An 18,213-nucleotide genomic window follows, 5' to 3' on the forward strand; every position below is an offset into this window, starting at 1 on the left:
CCCGCAACCGTCGTCCCGCATCGCCGCGGGCGACGGTTTTTGCGTTTACACCACAACGGTTGCGCCACAACCGCCCGCCGACGCTTACCTGGCCGGCGTGGCGAGCGGCTGCTTCCTGTCGACCATGAACACGCCGACCAGGCGCATGCCGGCGCTGCCCGGGTTGTGGGCGTCATGCACCACCCCGGCCGGCACCACGAAGGCGTCGCCGGCGCGCAACAGGCGCGCTGGCGCCCCGTCTATGAGCAACTGGCCTTCGCCTTCGAGCACGTAGCCGATTTCATCGCCCGGGTGGGTGTGGCGCCCGGCGCGCGCGCCGGGCGCCAGTTCGACCCGCATCACCACCGCATCGGTGCCGGGAAACGAGGATGCGGCCCGGTGCACCGGCGTGCGCACGATGCCGCCCGCCGCCGGGGTAGGCGTGGGCGTGGGCGCGGCGCAGCCGGCCAGGCCCAGGCCGAGCAGGCAAACCAGGGCGGGGCGCCTCATGGCGTCGCTTTCGCGTCGCGCGCGATGGCGCGCGCCAGCAGCCAGGCGTCGACCACGCTGGCCAGCCAGCACACCAGCATCACGCTGGCGGCCAGGTTCATCATGGGCGAGGCGGCGTCGCCCTGCTGGTGCAGGCGTTCGGCGATCAACACCGGATCGGCCGGCAGCGCGCCGCGCAGGACTTCATCGACCAGCGCCGAGGCGCTGTCCATCACCTTTTTGAAAAAATAGATGGCCGCCATCAGGGTCGGCACGATGAACAGGCAGGCGCGCGCGCGCCGGCGCAGGTAATACTGGCCGGCGCCCGGAAACACCAGGCCTGACAATAACAGGGCGACAACTGAACGATCCATCTCTCTTCCTAGACTGGTTGGCGCGGTCCGCACGATTGATCCTGCGCAAACCGGCGCCCCGCGCGAACGCGTAAATTTACCTATGCGCTCAGGAAACATTGCGCAAACTCATTTTGCGCAGGCCGGCGGGCAGACAATGATACCTGCGCCGGCGCCGGAATGCGCGTTCATCGACGTTGAAGGACATCATAGTGAAGATTCTCATCAAGGCTGGCGTCTGGCTGGCCTGTTTCTGGGGCGCGGCGGGGGCATGCGGCGTGACGGCGGCGGCCGAACCGAGCGAAAAGGATGCGGTCGCGCTGGCCGAAAAGGGCGCGCGCTTCATGCGCCTCAAGGGGAAGGAAGAAATGATCCGCCTGATCATTTCCCGTGACCCCGAGTACAACCAGGGCTCGCTGTACCTGGCCATGCGCGACCTGGGCGGCATCACGGTAGCCCATCCGACCGTGGCCCTGATCGGCAAGGACCTGCGCGATGTCCCGGACGCCGATGGAAAACTGTTCCGCCACGAGATGATTGCGGTCGCCAACGGTCCGGGGCGCGGCTGGGTCGACTACAAGTTCAAGAATCCGGTCAGCGGCAAGGTCGAGGCCAAGACCACGTATGTGTTGCGCATTGGCGACGTGGCCCTGGAAGCCGGCGTCTACAAGCACTGACATGCTCGAGCGCCTGCGTATCGGTCCCAAGCTGCTGCTCGCACCGTGCATGGTGCTGATGCTGCTGATCGCCTCGTCCGGCAGCGCGTGGCATGCGATGGCGCGCCAGAACCAGGCGTTCGAGATCATCGTCAACGAGCGCGCCGCGCGCATCCGCGAGGCCGGCGAACTGGCCAGCGACGCCCAGCAGGCGCACGCGCGCATGTATCAGCTGCTGACCTGGATCGGCGCCAGTTTTTCGGCGCCGCGCATCGATGGGCTGGGCCAGGATATCTATCGGCGCCACGCCGCCATCGAACACAGGTTCGCGGCCCTGACGCGGCGCACCGGCGGCCATGGTCCGGAGCAGCGCTTCATCGCCCAGGCCGGGGCCGCGCACGCCACCTACGTGCGCGCCATCCTCGACGTGATCGAGTTTTCGCCGGTCGATCATTCGATGAGCGCGAACGCCATGTCCAAGGCCGAACAGGCCTTCGCCGTGGTGACGCAGCGACTGGCCGAACTGGCGCGCTTCGAGCAGGAACTGAGCGAGCAGGCGGCCAGCCGCGCGGCCGCCGATCTTGCCGCCTTGTCGGTGCTGATGCCGCTGCTGGTGGCGCTGTCGATGGTGGCCACGTTCGGCATCAGCATGCTGGTGCGGCGCGCGCTGTTGCGCGGCGTGGCGGGCATCAGCGCGGCCGCCGGCGAACTGGCCAGCGGCAACCTGACCCCAAAAAACCGCAGCTACGGGCGCGACGAAATCGCCGACAGCGCGCGCACGCTCGACGCGGCCGTCGGCGCCCTGAACGCCACCCTGAAAAGCATGCTGGCCTCGGCGCGCTCGATCGACACGGCCTCGCGCGATATCGCCACCGGCAGCGCCGGACTGTCCACCCATGCCAGGGCCCAGGCCGGCGTGCTGCGACGCGCGGCCGGCACGGTGGGCGCGCTTGGCGCGGCGGCCGGCGGCGCGCTCGAGGGCGCGCGCGGCGCCAACCGGCTGGCCGACGAAGCGTCGATGCAGGCCCTGTGCGGCGGCGGCGTGCTGGACCGCCTGGTCTTGTCGATGGCTGCGCTGCGCGGCAGCGCGCAGCGCATGGCGCAGGTGGCGGGGGTGATCGACAAGCTGGCTTGCCAGACCAATGCGCTGGCGCTCAATGCGGCGGTGGAAGCGGCCAGGATCGGGGAGCAGGGCAGCGGCTTTGCCGCGCTGGCGGGAGAAGTGCGCGCGCTGGCGCAGCGAACGGCTGGCGCCGCGCAGGAAATCGAGGGCCTGATCGCGCATTCGCTGGCCGACATCGACGGCGGCAGCGCCATCGCCTCGGAGGCGGGCGCGCGCATGGCCGGCATTGCGCAGTCGGTGCAGCAGGTGGGGGACATGGTCGGCCGGATCGGGCAAGCGAGCGTGGGCCAGGCCGGCGTGATTGGCGCGGTGAGCGAGGCGATCGTCGAGATCGACCAGATGACGCGCCACAATTCGGTGCTGGTGAAAGAGGCCGCAGCGGCGGCCCGAAGGCTGCAAGGCCAGGCTTCAAGCCTGTCGACAGCGGTCGGCGGGTTCCAGCTTGAGGACAGCGTGCCCGAGATGGAAGGGCCGCCGAAGAAAGCCGCGCCGCATCTGCGGCTCGCTTCCCGGCGGCCCTGACTTTACTCGTAGTCGCTGATCGGCGCGCAACCGCAGAACAGGTTACGGTCGCCGTACACATTGTCGGCGCGGCCGACCGGCGGCCAGTACTTCTGCTTGCGCAGCGACGCCACCGGGAAGGCGGCCGCCTCGCGGCTGTACTTGTGCTCCCAGACGTCGGCGGTGACCACTTCGGCCGTGTGCGGCGCACCTTTGAGCGGATTGTCCATGCGGTCGTACTCGCCGCGCTCGACCTTCACGATCTCGGCGTGGATGGCGATCATGGCGTCGATGAAGCGGTCCATCTCGGCCTTCGACTCGCTTTCGGTCGGCTCGATCATCAGCGTTCCCGGCACCGGGAAGCTCATGGTCGGCGCATGGAAACCGAAGTCCATCAGGCGCTTGGCCACGTCTTCGTTGCTGATGCCGGTGGCGTCAGTGATCGGACGCAGGTCCAGGATGCACTCGTGCGCCACCAGGCCGTCGTGGCCCGTGTACAACACCGGATAGTGCGGCGCCAGCCGGCGCGCGATGTAGTTGGCGGCCAGGATCGCCGTTTCGGTGGCGGCGGTCAGGCCTTCGCCGCCCATCATCGCGATGTACATCCACGAAATCGGCAGGATGCTGGCCGAGCCGAAGGGCGCCGCGCTGACCGCGCCGATGCCCGCTTCGTCACGCGTGTAGCCGGTCGAACGCTGGTTCGGCAAGAATTTGGCCAGGTGCGCGCCCACGCCGATGGGACCGACGCCGGGGCCGCCGCCGCCATGCGGGATGCAGAACGTCTTGTGCAGGTTCAGGTGGCTGACATCGCCGCCGAAGCTGCCCGGCGCCGCCACGCCGACCAGCGCGTTCATGTTGGCGCCGTCGATGTAGACCTGGCCGCCGTGCGAATGAATGATCTCGCACAGCTCGGCGATGCCTTCTTCGAACACGCCGTGGGTCGATGGATAGGTGACCATCACGCAGGCCAGGTTGGCGCTGTGCTGTTCGGCCTTGGCCTTCAGGTCCGCCAGGTCGACGTTGCCGCTGGCGTCGCAGGCGGTGACGACCACCTTCATGCCGACCATATTGGCCGACGCCGGGTTGGTGCCGTGCGCCGACGAGGGGATCAGGCAGATATTGCGATGGCCTTCGCCGCGCGATTCATGGTAAGCCTTGATCACCAGGAGGCCCGCGTACTCGCCCTGCGAGCCGGCGTTCGGTTGCAGCGACACGGCCGCGTAGCCGGTCAGCGCGCACAGCATGTCTTCCAGCTGGCCGATCATCTCGCGGTAGCCGACCGTCTGCGCGTCGGGTGCGAACGGGTGGATGTTGGAGAACTCGGGCCAGGTGACCGGGATCATCTCGCTCGTTGCGTTCAGTTTCATGGTGCAGGAGCCGAGCGGGATCATGGTGCGGTCCAGCGCCAGGTCCTTGTCGGCCAGGCCGCGCAGGTAGCGCAGCATTTCGTGTTCCGCGTGGTAGCGGTTGAAGGTCGGATGCGTCAGATACGTGCTGCTGCGCGCCAGCGCTTCAGGGAAGCCGTCCTGCGCGCTCGCATCAAACGCGTCGAAATCGGGCGACGCCGGGGCGTTCGGGACGCCTTGCGAGAAGATCGTCCACAGCAGCGCGATATCTTCGCGGGTGGTGGTTTCGTCGAGCGAGATGCCGACGTGCTTGTCATCGACCTTGCGCAGGTTCACGCCGTGTTCGATGGCGATGGTGTGCAGTTCGGCCGCGCGCGCGCTCTTGACGGTGAGCGTGTCGAACCAGGTCGTGTTGACGATCTCGTAGCCGAGCTGGCCGAGTTTGGCGGCGGCGATGGCGGTGAAGCGGTGTACACGTTGGGCGATGCGCTGCAAGCCTTTGGGGCCATGGTAGACGGCGTACATCGAGGCCATCACCGCCAGCAGGACCTGCGCGGTGCAGATGTTGGAGGTGGCTTTTTCGCGGCGGATGTGCTGCTCGCGCGTTTGCAGCGCCAGGCGGTACGCCTTGTTGCCTTGCGCGTCGATGGTCACGCCCACCAGGCGGCCGGCCATGCTGCGCTTGAATTCGTCGCGCGTGGCCAGGTAGCCGGCGTGCGGGCCGCCGAAACCGAGCGGCACGCCGAAGCGCTGGCTGTTACCGACGACCACGTCGCAGCCCCAGTCGCCCGGAGGCGTCAACAGGGTCAACGCCAGCAGGTCGGCGGCGGCGACGACCATGGCGCCGGCCGCGTGCAGTTTTTCGACGGCGGCGCGGTAGTCGCGCACATCGCCATTGACGCCCGGGTACTGGATCAGCACGCCGAAGCAGGGCTCGGTCAAGGCGCCGATGTCGGCCGCCGCGATCGTGCGCACTTCCACGCCGATCGGCTGGGCGCGCGTCTGCACCACTTCCAGCGTTTGCGGCAGCACGTCGTCGGCGACGTAAAACACGTTCGAGGCCGACTTGCCGACGCGCTGGATCAGGGTCATGGCTTCGGCGGCGGCGGTGCCCTCGTCGAGCATCGACGAGTTGGCGATGCCCATGCCGGTCAGGTCGGTGATCATTTGCTGGAAGTTCAGGATCGCTTCCAGGCGGCCTTGCGAAATCTCGGGCTGGTAAGGCGTGTAGGCGGTGTACCAGGCCGGGTTTTCAAAAATATTGCGCAGGATGACGCCCGGCGTGTGGCTGTTGAAGTAGCCCTGGCCGATCATCGACTTCATGACCTTGTTCTTGGCGGCGAGCGCCTTGAGTTTGCCCAGCGCCGCCTGCTCCGGCATCGGCTCGAAGAACTGGCCCAGTTCCAGCTTGCTCTTCTTGCGGATATTGGCGGGCACGATGGCGTCGATCAGCGCCGCGCGCGACGGATAGCCGAGCGTGGCCAGCATGGCTGCCTGTTCGGCGGTGGACGGGCCGATATGGCGCGGGATGAACGAGTCGCGTGCTTCGAGTTGGGTCAGGCTGGTGCGGGTCATGGTAGTTGGGGGCCGGTAGTGGAGCCGAAAAAGGGACTGCCGCCGCTGGACGCGGCGGCGGACTGAAAAGAAAGGCCGCCGCGATGGTCATCGGGGCGGCCAGGAGTTTTACTCTGCGGTGGCTTTGCCGTAAGCGGTGGCGTCGAGCAGGCCGTCGATGGCGCCGGCGTCGCTCGGCTTGATCTTGAACAGCCAGGCCGCGTAGGCGTCGGTGTTGATCGAGTCCGGCGCGTCGGCGACACTGTCGTTGACGGCGATGCACTCGCCCGACACCGGCGAATAGATGTCGCTCGCTGCCTTGACCGATTCGACCACGGCGGCGTCGTCGCCGGCGGTGAAGACCTTGCCCACTTTTGGCAGTTCGACGAAGACGATGTCGCCCAGCGCGTCCTGCGCGTATTCGGTGATGCCGACGGTGAGGGTGCCGTCAGCTTCGGCGCGTACCCATTCGTGGGACTCGGTGTATTTCAGGTCGGCTGGGATGTTCATAGTGTTTGCTCCAAAAGGTCGCGGTCGATGTAAATACTGCTCATTAGTGTAGGTGCCAGGAATCAGGCAGCGAGGATTTTACCGTTTCGCACGAACGGCAGCTTGATCACGCTGGCGGCCAGCTTCTTGTCGCGGATTTCGACGTGCACGGTGTCGCCTACGGCCACGCCCATCGGCACGCGCGCCAGCGCGATCGCTTCCTGCATGGTCGGGCTGAAGGTGCCGCTGGTGATCTCGCCGGTGGTGCCGTCGGCGGCGAGCACTTTCTGGTGCGCGCGCAAGATGCCGCCTTTTTCGCGCAGGATCAGGCCCACGTACTGGGCATTCTGGCCCATCGCCTTGAGCGCGGTCTTGCCGATGAAGTCGCGCTCGGCGGCCAGGTCGATGGTCCACGCCAGGCCGGCGTCGAGCGGGTTGACCGTGTCGTCCATGTCCTGGCCGTACAAATTCATGCCCGCTTCCAGGCGCAAGGTGTCGCGCGCGCCCAGGCCCGCCGGCTTGACGCCGGCCGCCACCAGCGCATTCCACAGGTTCTCGGCCTGCGAAGCGGGGAAGGCCAGCTCGAACCCGTCTTCGCCGGTGTAGCCGGTGCGCGCCACCATCACGTCGCCGAAGGCGGTGTCCTTGACGATGACGGCGTTAAATGGCTTGAGTGGCTCGGAGGCGGCCTGGGTGGTTGGCAGTACCTGCCACACCTTGGCGCGCGCGTTCGGGCCCTGCACGGCGATCAGCGCCATTGGTTCGTTGCCGTCGCGGCGCTCGGTGATCGTCACGCCGCTTTTGGTGGCGTCGTTCTGGGCGCTGATCCAGGCCACGTCTTTTTCGGCGGTGCCGGCGTTGACGACCAGGCGGAACCAGGTCTCGCTGAAGAAGTAGACGATCAGGTCGTCGATGACGAAGCCCTGCGGATTGAGCATGCACGAATACAGGGCCTTGCCGGCCACTTGCAGCTTGTCGACGTTATTGGCCAGCAGGGCGCGCAGGAAAGGGCGGGCGTTCTCGCCTTCGATATCGACCACGCACATGTGGGAGACGTCGAACATGCCGACATCGCCGCGCACGGCGTGGTGTTCTTCGATTTGCGAGCCGTAATTGACGGGCATGTCCCAGCCGCCGAAATCGACCATCTTGGCGCCGGCGGCGCGGTGTGCGGAATTGAGCGGGGTCGCTTTAAGCGTCATGGAATCCTCAAGGCAGAGTGAATGGGGGTACGACGAGCAGACGTGGCGCGCCCAAGGGAGTACCTTTGGCCGTTCCGTCTTGCTTCGCGCCCCTCTGTCCTTGGTACCTGAGAGATAGCGGATGATGCTCCGCCTGCCCCTTCGGTGGGCCGCCGGCGTGGTGCCGCGGCCGCTCTCCAGAGTTCAGTCGTTGGCGCTGTGCGCCGCCGACCCCTGACCGGTCCTTTTGCCTGAGAGTTTTTGGGTGATGCCCCTTCGGCGGCAGCGTGCGCTGCCCTCTCCCGATCAAGACTGTGGAGGATATGCCAGCAGGGCGGAACTGTCAACCTTGCCAGGGGTATGCGCGGGTGCGCACGAATGAGATGCGCGGAAAACCATGCTTGGCCCGATTTGTTAAAATAATTCATCTACTTTGCGAGCAGACAGCCATGAGCGAAGAAAAAACGACCCCATCGACGGATGCCTGGTTCACTTTGTCGGGCGATGTCAACAGCGATATGGTGCACCGCGTGTTCGATGCGGTGGCCGGCATGAGCGAAAACGGCGTCGAAACGGCGCACGTCTTGATCCAGTCGAACGGCGGCTATGTCAGCGACGGGCTTTGCCTGTACAACTTCCTGTCGAATGCGCCGGTTAAGTTTGTGATGTACAACGCGGGAGCGGTGGCGTCGATCGCCGTGATCCTGTTTTTGTCCGGCACGCGGCGCTACGCCAGCGAAACGGCGCGCTTCATGGTGCACAAGTCGCATGCCACGGCCTCGCCGGGGGCGCGTCCGGATGCGCTCAACATCATTGTCGAAGGGTTGCGCGCCGACGACGCCCGCACCGAATCGATCTTGCGCAAGCATATAGAACTGTTGCCCGAGCAGTGGGCGATCCACCAGTATTCCGACCTGCACCTGACCGCGCGCGACGCCAAGGTGGCGCGCATGGTCAATGACGTGGCCGACTTTTCCCCGCCCAAGGGCGCGCGCATCCGCAATATCTAGGCCGGTGCAGCCGGTCGCCGGGCCGGTGTGCGCCCCAGGGCCGCAAGCGCGCAAAAAAAAGAGCCTGTCAACGGCCAGGCCGAGGCAGACTCTTTCTATTGCTTCCTGTTGGTTTGGTGCATGGCGCCGCCCGGAAACCCGGCGACGCCAGCCGGGGTCACGCTAATCAGCTTTTGCTGCCGCTGCCGCCGCTTTTGCTGCCGCTGCCGGAAGACGTACCCGACTGTTTGCTGCCCGAGCCGGAACCGGACTGTTTCGAATTGCTGTCGTCATTTTTGTGGCTTTGACGGCCCGCTTCCACATGCTGCTCATGGGTACCGCCCTGGGTGCCGCCGCTTTTGCCGCCCGAGCCGCTGCCGGAGCCTTGCGAGCCCGATTGCTTGTTCGAGCCGGAGCTATCGCTTTGCTTGTTGCCCTGACCGCTTTTCTGATTCGAGTTCATGTTCATTCCTTTTCAAAGTTTGAAAATGTCGTGCTCGCCGGTGGAGCTGAAGAGGCGCTCTCGTCTGCGTTTCCGGTGACACAATCATGCGAGCCGCACTGTTGAAGAGGTATCGGAATGCGCCTTGAACTCGTGTAGGATTAGTTCCTACAAAATTGAAACAAATGCTGACAGGAATGGTCTTAACGATTCGGCGGCATGCGGCTGCCGCGTTGCGCCTCGACGGCGGCGTTGACCGCCAGCAGGGTGGTCTGGAACGCCAGGTTGTCGATGATGCGCGCCAGCCGCACCGAAGTCTCTGCCGAGCACGACGATGCCGGCCGGCTGCGGATGGCGGCGCGCGGGGCGCTGTCGATACAGGCGCCGTGCGCGCCGCCGCTTTGCATTGCCCGTTCGATCAGGTTGCCGCGCGGCGCCGGCAGCGTTGCGGGCAGGCGGCGCGCGGGGGCGGCCGGGGCGCTCATGCTGGCCCTGAGCCACAGGCCGAGCAGGGCCACTCCGGCGCCGTTGGCCATGATACAAAACCATACCCACAGGCGCGCGGTGGTGTAGCTCGCTTCGGTCCCGGTGGCGATCGTGCCGGAGGCGGCGAAGCGCAGGGCGTCGCTATTGTCGGCTAAACTTTGGGCGGCCGGCGCCGTTACCGGTTCCATCAGGGCAAGCTGGCTCAGCAGTACCACGGCCAGCCAGGCGCTGAGCGCGACCAGGATGGCGAAGCAGAGCGTCAGGGTCAGCTTGAGGTGGGCACGGCGGCTGCTTATCATGGCATGGTCCTTGAGAAAGGGGTTGCTCTATGGAATTGTTATTATGTTAGAGAAACTCTCAGGCTCGGATTTGTTTTTAATCAACAGTTGAAATGACGATTTGGAGCTCCTTATTGAGGGAAAAGCAAGAATGAGCATACTCACCATGCGATTAAACAAAAAATAACACTTTGTTTCAAACTTTCCGGTTGCCGGTCGGCAATAATGTGAGAGAATGTTTGTTATGGCAAAAGATCTTTAACCCCGAACGAGCAGACAATGGCTCCACCTTCACCCTCCACAGCTGCTAGGAAGACAGGTCCGTCACGCCACGAGTTGCTGGAAACGCTGCTGGGTAGCGTGACCAAGCACGTCAATGACCAATTGATGGCGGTAGCGACACGTCTCGTTGCGGCGTTGCTGGATGTGACCGATCCCGCGCTCGATGCGCGCACGGTATTCCTGCGGGTGAAGTCGGGCAATCTGCTGAAAAACAACACTTACGCCTTCTTTCATGTTGCCGCTTCCGGCATCGTGCGTTCCATGCGCGCCGAAATCGAATTACTGGCGCCATCGCCCAAGAAGACCTTGGCAAGCTTGCCAACCACGCTCGAACTGGTGCCCTACGAAGAGATGGACAGCCGGGTCGCGTTCGACGCCATCAGCCGCCCCTTCGAAATGCAGTATGCGACCCAGATCGCCACGCTCAATGTCCGGCTCGGTTTCCTGCTCGAACGCGACGTGCTGCGCATCAGCCAGAATCCGTTCCGGCCCGAGATGTTCCTGTCGGCGCTACAACAGGCCTGGCGCGAGTTCGAACCGGATATCGAGGCCCATGGCCTGATCCTGCCGATGCTGCGCCCCTCCTTGCTGTTCGACTTCGCGCCGATGTACGACGCCCTGTGCGACGTGCTGATCAACAAGAACGTGCAGCCAGGTTCGGTGGAAGCGTTCAAGATCAAGAAAACCGAAAGCGCGGTCGCCGCCAAAAAAGCGCGCGCCAGCAGCCAGGCCGAGCTGGCCAAGCAATTGCGCCAGTTCCTCAGCGATGAAGAAGAAGCGCCGGCCGCGTCGTTCGACATTCCGATGATCCCCGACCTGCCGGCCATGGCGCCGGCCGCCGGCGGCTGGCGCCCGAGCGGCGCGGCCGCGTTCCAGGGCGCGCCCGGCGCCGACAGCGTCGCGGCCAGCGTGCCCGCGCCGTGGCAGGGCGGCGCGCCGGCCCATGGTGGAGCTGCAGGGCCGGGCGCGCATGCCGCCGCCGGCTTTGCGGCGCCGCAGTTTGCCGGTGGTGGTGGTATCGCCGCGGGCGCTTTCGGCCACCCGGCCGAGGCAGGCCAGGTGATGGTGCCGGCCTCGCTGATCGAGGTGCTCAAGGGCTTCCAGGGTTTCCAGGGCGGCTTGCCGGCCCAGTTCAGCAACGTCGCCCCGACCCCGGTGGAAGCCCAAACGGGGAATCTCTTCTATTTGCCACGCTTGAAGGAAAGCATTCCAAAAGGAACACTTTCGCGCGGCGACGAGAGCACCATCGACCTGCTGTCGAAGATTTTCGAGACGGTGTTCCTCGACCCTAACATTCCCAAGGATTCGCGCGACCTGATCCAGTCGCTGCAAATTCCGGTGCTCAAGGCCGCGCTGGCCGACAAGAATTTCTTCTTCGAAGAAACGCACCCGGCGCGCCGCATGATCGACCTGATGTCGACCATGGGCCTGGAGCAGCGCTCCGGCCCGGACGATCCGCTGTTCCAGGTGATGCAGCGCGGCGTCGAGCGGGTCGGGCGCGACCAGGACGAGGGCAGCGAGCCGGCCGATGTGTTTTCGGAAGTGGTGGCCGAGCTCGAAGAAACCATCAAGGCCGAGGAGCACGCGGCGGCCACCGCCATTGCCGCCCCGATCGCGGATGCCTTGCGCAAGGAAAAAGTCACCGCCGCCACGCGCTCGGCCAGGACCGCGGTCGCGGCCCGGGTCGGCAGCGGCCAGGTGGTCGCCATGCTGGAAACCTTCCTTGAAAAGAAGTGGACTTCCGTGATGACGGTCGCCTACAGCGTCGAGGACGACAAGCCGGGGGCGGTCGGCAACGCCACCAAGACCATGGATGAGCTGATCTGGAGCGTCAAGCCGAAGATCACGCACGAACAGCGGCGCGACCTGATCGGCAAGCTGCCGAGCCTGCTGGCAACCCTGAACAAATGGCTCGACGTCATCAAGTGGCAAGACGCCGACCGCATCCAGTTTTTCGCCGACCTGGCCGAGTGCCACGCGTCGATCGTGCGCGCGCCTCTCGACATCACCCCGGAGCGCCAGCTCGAAATCGCCGTCGAAGTTGCCCAGCAAGACGCGATGCGCCGGCTGGACAAGGAGAACGAAGCGCTGGCCGAGGCCGAACAAGCCGCCCATGCCGAGCTGGACGACGCGGAACTCGGCGTCGACGCCCTCGAACGCAATATGTGGATCGAATTTACCGATCCGGACGGCAGCATCCGCAAGGTCAAGCTGGCCTGGATCAGCCCGCTGCGCACGCTTTACATTTTTTCGACCGGGGCGCGGCAGGAAGCGTTTTCGCTCTCGTCCGACAAGCTCATCGAAGCTTACCGCGCCCAGCGGGTGCGCGTGATGACGGTCGAAGGCGTGGTCAGCCGGGCGCTGTCGCAAGCCATGGACGAGGCGCTCAGCGACTCGGAGAAGGCGCAATCGGTCGCCGCCTGAAGAGGTCGCGCACGCGAGGGTGTTCCGTTAGTATCCGCACATTGTTAACATTCGCGTATCATTCGGGCCGGGCTTGTGCCGTGCTGCGGCGCCGGCCTTGCCCGGCTTTATTCACTTCCGGCTTTTGTCTATGAATTGGTATCACCTTAGTGCGCTGGGCGGCATTGCCGTCACCGCACCCCTGGGCGTGGCGATCGCCGTCTGGCTGGCCGCCGCCCATTGCCGCCGCCGCGCCCTGTACTGGTGCCTGCTGTTCGGCGCCACCCTGCTGGTGGTCATCGGCAGCAAGATCGCCTTCCTCGGCTGGGGCGTCGGCATCGAAGCGGTCCATTTCGCCGGTTTCAGCGGCCACGCCACGCGCGCCGCCGCCGTGTTCCCGGTGGCCGCTTACCTGGCGCTGTGCGGACGGACCAAGGCCTGGCGCTACGTGGCCGTCGCCCTGGGCGTGGCGCTGGCCGTGGCGGTGACGCTCTCGCGCGTGATGGTCGGCACGCACAGCGCTTCGGAAGCGATCCTCGGCTGCCTGCTGGGGCTGGCCTGCGCGGCCGCTTTCATCGCCCTGGTGCGCTCGAACCGCCAGTTCCAGCCAAGTCCGGTCCTGATCGCCGTGAGCCTGGCGCTGCTGTGCATTCCCTACAAGGGCGAGGCGCACAGTTCCCAGCAATGGATGACGGGCCTGGCGCTCGGCCTGTCCGGCGCCGACCGCGTCTACACCACGGCCACCTGGGGGCCGACCCGCAATCCCTACTCGCCGCCATGCCCGAAGGCTGAACGCTACTTCAATTACGTGTGTTTTTGACGCCGCAGTCGCAGGCCCGCCCGGCGGGCGCCGCGCAGGGGTGGTTTCGCGGGCCGTACCGACGGCTCATCCCCGAAAACATGACAACAAATGGTATGATGGACACCTTTAAGATTCCCGAGCTATCTATACAACGTGCGCCTGTCTTCCATTAAATTGTCGGGATTTAAGTCATTCGTCGATCCCACCAATTTCCAGGTGCCGGGGCAGCTCGTTGGCGTGGTCGGTCCTAACGGTTGCGGCAAGTCGAACATCATCGACGCGGTGCGCTGGGTGCTGGGCGAATCGAAAGCATCCGAGCTGCGCGGCGAGTCCATGCAGGACGTCATTTTCAATGGCTCGACCCACCGCAAGCCGGCCGGGCGCGCCTCGGTCGAACTGGTGTTCGACAATAACGACGGCAAGGCGTCCGGCCAATGGGGCCAGTACGCCGAAATCGCCGTCAAGCGCACCCTCACGCGCGATGGCACCTCGACCTACTACATCAACAGCCAGCCGGTGCGCCGGCGCGATATCCAGGACATCTTCCTCGGCACGGGCCTGGGTCCGCGCGCCTACGCCATCATCGGCCAGGGCATGATCTCGCGCATCATCGAATCGCGCCCGGAAGAACTGCGCGTGTTCCTGGAAGAAGCGGCCGGCGTATCGAAGTACAAGGAACGCCGGCGCGAGACCGAAAACCGGCTGGGCGACACGCGCGAAAACCTGCTGCGCGTGGAAGACATCTTGCGCGAACTGAACGCCAATCTCGAAAAACTCGAGGCCCAGGCGGTCGTGGCCAACCGCTTCCACTCGCTGCAGGCGGACCAGGAAGAAAAACAGAAGCTCCTCTGGCTGCTGCGCAAGAACGAAGCGCAAACCGAGCAGAATCGCTACTTCCGCGAGATGGAACAGGCCCAGACCGACCTGGAAGAGCAGACCGCCAAGCTGCGCCACGTCGAACTCGATCTCGAACACCTGCGCCAGGCGCACTTTTCGGTGGGCGACCGCCTGCATACCGCACAGGGCCACCTGTACCAGACCAACTCCGAAATCGGCAGCCTGGAAGCGCAGATCAAGTTTGTGATCGAATCGCGCAGCCGCCTGCATAACCAGTTGCTGGCGCTGAACGCCCAGCGCAACCAGTGGCAGGCGCAAAGCGGCGACTACCAGCAGCAGATCGAAGAAGCCGAGTACCTGCTCGAAGAACTCGGTGGGCGCGTGGAGCAGTCGCAGATGAACGCCGAAGCGCAGGGCGAACGCTTGCCCGAGCTCGACGCGGCCTGGCGCGCGGCCCAGCACAAGACCACCGAATCGCGCGCCCGCATCATGCAGGCGCAGCAGCAGATCGAACTCGAATCGGCGCACCAGCGCAACGCCTCGAATATCCTCAATGGCCTGCAAACGCGGCGCGAGCGCCTGCAGCAGGAAAAGAACGGCCTCAATCTGCCCGACAGCAGCCACCTGGCCAACCTGCGCATGCAGTTGGAGGAAAAGCAGCAGGCGCTGGAAGAGCAGACCATGTTGCTGGAAGAAGCGAGCGAACAGCAGCAACGCACCGAGGAAGAACGCGCCGCCGCCCAGGCCCAGGTGAACGCCGAGACGGCCGCCAACGCGCAGCTCGAAGCGCGCCTGTCGGCCCTGAAGCAGCTGCAGGAACGCGTGCAAACGCAGGGCAAGGTCCAGCCCTGGCTGCAAAAACACGAACTCGATGCGCTGCCGCGCCTGTGGCAAAAGCTGGGCATCGAACAAGGCTGGGAAACGGCGCTCGAATCGGTGCTGCGCGAGCGCACCGGTGCGCTCGAAATGTCGAACATCGAATGGGCCAAGGCTTTTTTCAGCGATGCGCCGCCGGCCAAGCTGGCGCTGTATGCGCCCTCCATCGCCAGCGTCGCCGTGGCGCCCGATACGCCGGGCATGAAACCCTTCGCCAGCCTGCTCAAGCTGAACGAGCCGGGCCTGCGCGGCTTGATGCAAGACTGGCTGCACAATGTGTTCGCCGCCGACGACACGGCCAGCGCCTTTGCCGAGCGCGCGCGCCTTCCCCAGGGCGGCGCCTTCATCACGCGCCAGGGCCATATGGTGACGCAGTCGAGCGTGCGCTTTTACGCGGCCGATAGCGAACAGGATGGCATGCTGGGACGCCAGCAGGAGATCGACAACATCGGCAAGCAGCTGCGCGCGCAGACCATGCTGGCCGACGAAGCGCGCGCCCGCGCGGTGTGCGCCGACGCCGCCATGTCGGACCTGACGCGCCGCCTGCAGGATGCGCGCCAGCGCGTCGCCACGCTCACCCAGGGCGTGCACGCGCTGCAGATCGAGGTGGTCAAGCAGTCCGAAGTCGAGGCGCGCTTCAACCAGCGCAGCACGCAGATCCACGCCGACCTGGCCGAGATCGCGGCGCAGGAAGAAGAGCAGCAGCAGATCCGCATGGAGTCCGAAGAAAAATTCGAACAGCTCGACATGGAACTGGCCGAACTGCAGGGCGCGCACGAAGATGGCCAGACCGAATTCCTGGCGCGCGAACAGGCGCTGGCCGACGCCCGCGAAAAACTGCGCGAGCTCGAACGGGCCGCGCAGGAAGCGCAGTTCGCCGAAAAATCCCAGCGCAGCAAGATCGAAGAACTGCGCCGCAGCATCGCCACCGCCACGCAGCAGGCCAGCCAGGTGGGCGAATCGATCGCGGTCGGCCAAATGGAGCTCGAAGCGCTGGAAAGCGGCGCCGCCAGCGACGGCCTGCAAGACTTGCTCGAGCGCCGCACCAACCAGGAAAAGGCGCTGTCGGACGCGCGCCATGAACTCGACCAGATCACGCAGCAACTGCGCGCGGCCGAAGACGCGCGCACCCAGTCCGAACGCAGCCTGCAACCGCAGCGCGACAAGATCATGGAAATGCAGCTCAAGGAGCAGGCCGCGCGCCTGAACCAGGAGCAGTTCGCCGACGCGTTGAAGACGGTCGACGCCGACGAAGCCGCGCTCAGCGAAAAGCTCCATCCCGACATGAAACCATCTTACCTTCAGGGCGAGGTGACGCGTTTGACGAATGCCATCGCGCTGCTCGGGGCGGTCAACCTGGCCGCGCTCGACGAGCTGGCGCAGGCGTCCGAGCGCAAGAATTTTCTGGACGCCCAGAACAACGACCTGGTCGAGGCGATCAACACGCTGCAAGACGCGATCGCCCGCATCGACAAGGAAACGCGCGAACTGCTGCAAGATACCTTCGACAAGGTCAATCACCATTTTTCGGAACTGTTCCCGATCCTCTTCGGCGGCGGCAACGCCAAGCTGGTGATGACGGGCGACGAGATCCTCGACTCCGGCGTGCAGGTCATGGCGCAGCCGCCGGGTAAAAAGAACGCCACCATCCACTTGCTGTCGGGCGGCGAAAAAGCGCTGACCGCGACCGCGCTGGTGTTCTCGATGTTCCGCCTCAATCCGGCGCCATTCTGCCTGCTCGACGAGGTCGATGCGCCGCTGGACGACGCCAACACCGAGCGCTTTTGCCGGATGGTGAAACGGATGTCCGACCATACTCAATTCCTTTTCATCTCGCACAATAAAATTGCGATGGAAATGGCCAATCAACTGATCGGTGTGACGATGCAGGAGCAGGGCGTATCGCGCATTGTGGCGGTGGACATGGAGTCCGCCGCGAATTTTGCTACCGAGGCACAAGCAGCATGACAGATTTACAAATGAGCCTGATCGGCGCGGCCGGCGTATTCGTCGCCGGCGTCTTCGCGTATAACAAATGGCAGGAGCACAAGGCCAAGAAGAGCGTCGAACGCGCCTTCGCGTCCGAGCACGACGACGTGCTGCTGCGACCCGGCGACATCGTGCGCAACGAACCGACCCTGGACCCCAATCCGGCGCCGGTGCTGACCGACGTCGTGGCGCCGGTAGCGGCGCCTGTTTCGGCTCCGGCTGGCGCCAGCGCGCCGGTGGCGGCGCCGCCCGCCGCGCACGCCGACGACGCCCCCGTGGCGCCCCCCGTTCCGATGGCGCCCGTGGCGGCGCCGGTGGAGTTGATCACGCCGGCCGCCGAACAGGCCACCAGCCTGGTCGACCCGCTGATCGATGTGCTCATTCCGCTGGCGCTGGAAGCGCCCGTGCGGGGCGATAAAATCCTGCCGATCCTGCAGACTTTGCGCCACGTCGGCAACAAGCCGGTGCACTTCATCGGCCTGCACGTCAACGGCGACTGGGAGCCGATCGTCCACGGCGGCGTCTACACCAAGCTGCAGGCCGGCGTGCAGATGGCCAGCCGCACCACGGCGCTGAACGAACTCGAATACTCCGAACTGGTCACGCGCCTGCGCGCGCTGGCCGACGATATCGGCGCCGAGCCGGAAATTCCGGACATGATCGAAGTCATGGGCGAGTCGCGCACCTTGCACCGCTTCGTGGCCGGGCACGACGCGCAATTGGGCGTGAACCTGATGTCCTACGGCGCGCCGTGGTCGATCGCAACCCTGATCGGGGCGCTCGAAAAGCAGGGCTTCGACGTGCGTCCCGACGGCCGCTACATCATGCCCGACGGCGATGGCGGCCAGCTGTTCACCCTGACCACCAACGTCACCCTGGGCGCCGACACCACCTCGCGCCTGACGCTCCTGCTCGACGTGCCGTGCGTGGCGCCGGCGCGCAACGGCTTCGGCGCCATGCTCGATTGCGCCCGGGCGCTGGTGGGCCGCCTGGACGCCGTCATCGTCGACGACAGCGACCAGCCGCTGACCGACCAGGCGCTCAATGAAATCAACAGCCAGGTGCTCGATTTCTACCAGGAGATGGACGCGGCCGACATTCCGGCCGGTTCGACGCGCGCCATGCGCTTGTTCAGCTAACAGAAGAAGATCATTGTGA

The 18,213-nt window shown here is 65.3% G+C and carries 14 protein-coding genes and 2 riboswitches; of the genes, 7 read left to right on the forward strand and 7 right to left on the reverse strand.

What is annotated here, in order from left to right; translation table 11 throughout:
- Positions 1-84 precede the first annotated feature (84 nt).
- Positions 85-489, reverse strand: a complete 405-nt coding sequence (locus tag F0185_RS19540; RefSeq protein WP_167227212.1) for a cupin domain-containing protein — start codon at positions 487-489, stop codon at positions 85-87.
- A complete protein-coding gene (locus F0185_RS19545) occupies positions 486-842 on the reverse strand; it encodes a hypothetical protein (RefSeq protein WP_166891081.1) in 357 nt (118 codons plus the stop codon). The genes F0185_RS19540 and F0185_RS19545 overlap by 4 nt, the downstream gene beginning before the upstream one ends.
- Positions 843-1,063: 221 nt before the next feature.
- On the opposite strand from F0185_RS19545, the gene F0185_RS19550 reads away from it, so the two are divergent.
- Entirely contained in the window at positions 1,064-1,498 is a 435-nt protein-coding gene (locus tag F0185_RS19550) for a cache domain-containing protein (RefSeq protein WP_229477102.1), read from the forward strand.
- 1 nt (position 1,499) lies between these two features.
- The gene (locus tag F0185_RS19555) at positions 1,500-3,122 is read left to right on the forward strand and encodes a methyl-accepting chemotaxis protein (protein WP_167227214.1); all 1,623 of its coding nucleotides are present in this window, start codon (positions 1,500-1,502) and stop codon (positions 3,120-3,122) included.
- 2 nt (positions 3,123-3,124) lie between these two features.
- Here F0185_RS19555 and gcvP read toward each other — a convergent pair whose 3' ends face one another.
- The 3 genes from gcvP to gcvT all read right to left on the reverse strand — a co-directional run bounded on the left by gcvP (position 3,125) and on the right by gcvT (position 7,692).
- The gene (gene gcvP, locus F0185_RS19560; RefSeq protein ID WP_167227216.1) at positions 3,125-6,022 is read right to left on the reverse strand and encodes an aminomethyl-transferring glycine dehydrogenase; all 2,898 of its coding nucleotides are present in this window, start codon (positions 6,020-6,022) and stop codon (positions 3,125-3,127) included.
- Between the two features lie 108 nt (positions 6,023-6,130).
- Positions 6,131-6,511, reverse strand: coding sequence for a glycine cleavage system protein GcvH (gene gcvH, locus F0185_RS19565; RefSeq protein ID WP_167227218.1), 381 nt, complete (start codon positions 6,509-6,511; stop codon positions 6,131-6,133).
- 62 nt (positions 6,512-6,573) lie between these two features.
- Positions 6,574-7,692 (reverse strand): glycine cleavage system aminomethyltransferase GcvT, encoded by a 1,119-nt coding sequence (gene gcvT, locus F0185_RS19570; protein ID WP_167227220.1) that lies wholly within the window; start codon positions 7,690-7,692, stop codon positions 6,574-6,576.
- Between the two features lie 84 nt (positions 7,693-7,776).
- A riboswitch (glycine riboswitch) is annotated at positions 7,777-7,882 on the reverse strand.
- Positions 7,883-7,900: 18 nt separating this feature from the next.
- Positions 7,901-7,986, reverse strand: a riboswitch (glycine riboswitch).
- Positions 7,987-8,120: 134 nt separating this feature from the next.
- Between gcvT and F0185_RS19575 the strand changes: the two genes are divergently transcribed.
- Positions 8,121-8,681 (forward strand): ATP-dependent Clp protease proteolytic subunit, encoded by a 561-nt coding sequence (locus F0185_RS19575; protein WP_167227222.1) that lies wholly within the window; start codon positions 8,121-8,123, stop codon positions 8,679-8,681.
- 166 nt (positions 8,682-8,847) lie between these two features.
- Here F0185_RS19575 and F0185_RS19580 read toward each other — a convergent pair whose 3' ends face one another.
- Complete coding sequence (locus F0185_RS19580) at positions 8,848-9,123, reverse strand: hypothetical protein (RefSeq protein ID WP_167227224.1); 276 nt, start codon at positions 9,121-9,123, stop codon at positions 8,848-8,850.
- 182 nt (positions 9,124-9,305) lie between these two features.
- Positions 9,306-9,887, reverse strand: a complete 582-nt coding sequence (locus tag F0185_RS19585) for a hypothetical protein (RefSeq protein WP_167227226.1) — start codon at positions 9,885-9,887, stop codon at positions 9,306-9,308.
- 258 nt (positions 9,888-10,145) lie between these two features.
- Between F0185_RS19585 and F0185_RS19590 the strand changes: the two genes are divergently transcribed.
- The 4 genes from F0185_RS19590 to F0185_RS19605 all read left to right on the forward strand — a co-directional run bounded on the left by F0185_RS19590 (position 10,146) and on the right by F0185_RS19605 (position 18,194).
- A complete protein-coding gene (locus F0185_RS19590) occupies positions 10,146-12,572 on the forward strand; it encodes a DUF1631 family protein (RefSeq protein WP_167227228.1) in 2,427 nt (808 codons plus the stop codon).
- Positions 12,573-12,702: 130 nt separating this feature from the next.
- The gene (locus F0185_RS19595; RefSeq protein ID WP_187362596.1) at positions 12,703-13,371 is read left to right on the forward strand and encodes a phosphatase PAP2 family protein; all 669 of its coding nucleotides are present in this window, start codon (positions 12,703-12,705) and stop codon (positions 13,369-13,371) included.
- A gap of 135 nt (positions 13,372-13,506) precedes the next feature.
- On the forward strand, positions 13,507-17,034 hold the full coding sequence (smc, locus tag F0185_RS19600; RefSeq protein WP_167227230.1) for a chromosome segregation protein SMC: 3,528 nt from the start codon (positions 13,507-13,509) through the stop codon (positions 17,032-17,034).
- Complete coding sequence (locus F0185_RS19605) at positions 17,031-18,194, forward strand: cell division protein ZipA C-terminal FtsZ-binding domain-containing protein (protein ID WP_167227233.1); 1,164 nt, start codon at positions 17,031-17,033, stop codon at positions 18,192-18,194. The genes smc and F0185_RS19605 overlap by 4 nt, the downstream gene beginning before the upstream one ends.
- Positions 18,195-18,213 lie beyond the last annotated feature (19 nt).

Source organism: Massilia rubra (assembly GCF_011682065.1).
In the GTDB taxonomy this organism is placed as follows: Bacteria; Pseudomonadota; Gammaproteobacteria; order Burkholderiales; family Burkholderiaceae_D; genus Telluria_A; species Telluria_A rubra.

Excerpts from the sequence above, each read along its gene's own strand:
- F0185_RS19580 (WP_167227224.1), bottom strand. The coding sequence starts at position 9,123 with ATGAACTCGAATCAGAAAAGCGGTCAGGGCAACAAGCAAAGCGATAGC.
- F0185_RS19540 (WP_167227212.1), bottom strand. The coding sequence starts at position 489 with ATGAGGCGCCCCGCCCTGGTTTGCCTGCTCGGCCTGGGCCTGGCCGGC.
- F0185_RS19590 (WP_167227228.1), top strand. The coding sequence starts at position 10,146 with ATGGCTCCACCTTCACCCTCCACAGCTGCTAGGAAGACAGGTCCGTCA.
- F0185_RS19595 (WP_187362596.1), top strand. The coding sequence starts at position 12,703 with ATGAATTGGTATCACCTTAGTGCGCTGGGCGGCATTGCCGTCACCGCA.
- gcvH (WP_167227218.1), bottom strand. The coding sequence starts at position 6,511 with ATGAACATCCCAGCCGACCTGAAATACACCGAGTCCCACGAATGGGTA.
- F0185_RS19605 (WP_167227233.1), top strand. The coding sequence starts at position 17,031 with ATGACAGATTTACAAATGAGCCTGATCGGCGCGGCCGGCGTATTCGTC.
- F0185_RS19585 (WP_167227226.1), bottom strand. The coding sequence starts at position 9,887 with ATGATAAGCAGCCGCCGTGCCCACCTCAAGCTGACCCTGACGCTCTGC.
- gcvT (WP_167227220.1), bottom strand. The coding sequence starts at position 7,692 with ATGACGCTTAAAGCGACCCCGCTCAATTCCGCACACCGCGCCGCCGGC.
- F0185_RS19545 (WP_166891081.1), bottom strand. The coding sequence starts at position 842 with ATGGATCGTTCAGTTGTCGCCCTGTTATTGTCAGGCCTGGTGTTTCCG.
- F0185_RS19555 (WP_167227214.1), top strand. The coding sequence starts at position 1,500 with ATGCTCGAGCGCCTGCGTATCGGTCCCAAGCTGCTGCTCGCACCGTGC.
- gcvP (WP_167227216.1), bottom strand. The coding sequence starts at position 6,022 with ATGACCCGCACCAGCCTGACCCAACTCGAAGCACGCGACTCGTTCATC.
- F0185_RS19575 (WP_167227222.1), top strand. The coding sequence starts at position 8,121 with ATGAGCGAAGAAAAAACGACCCCATCGACGGATGCCTGGTTCACTTTG.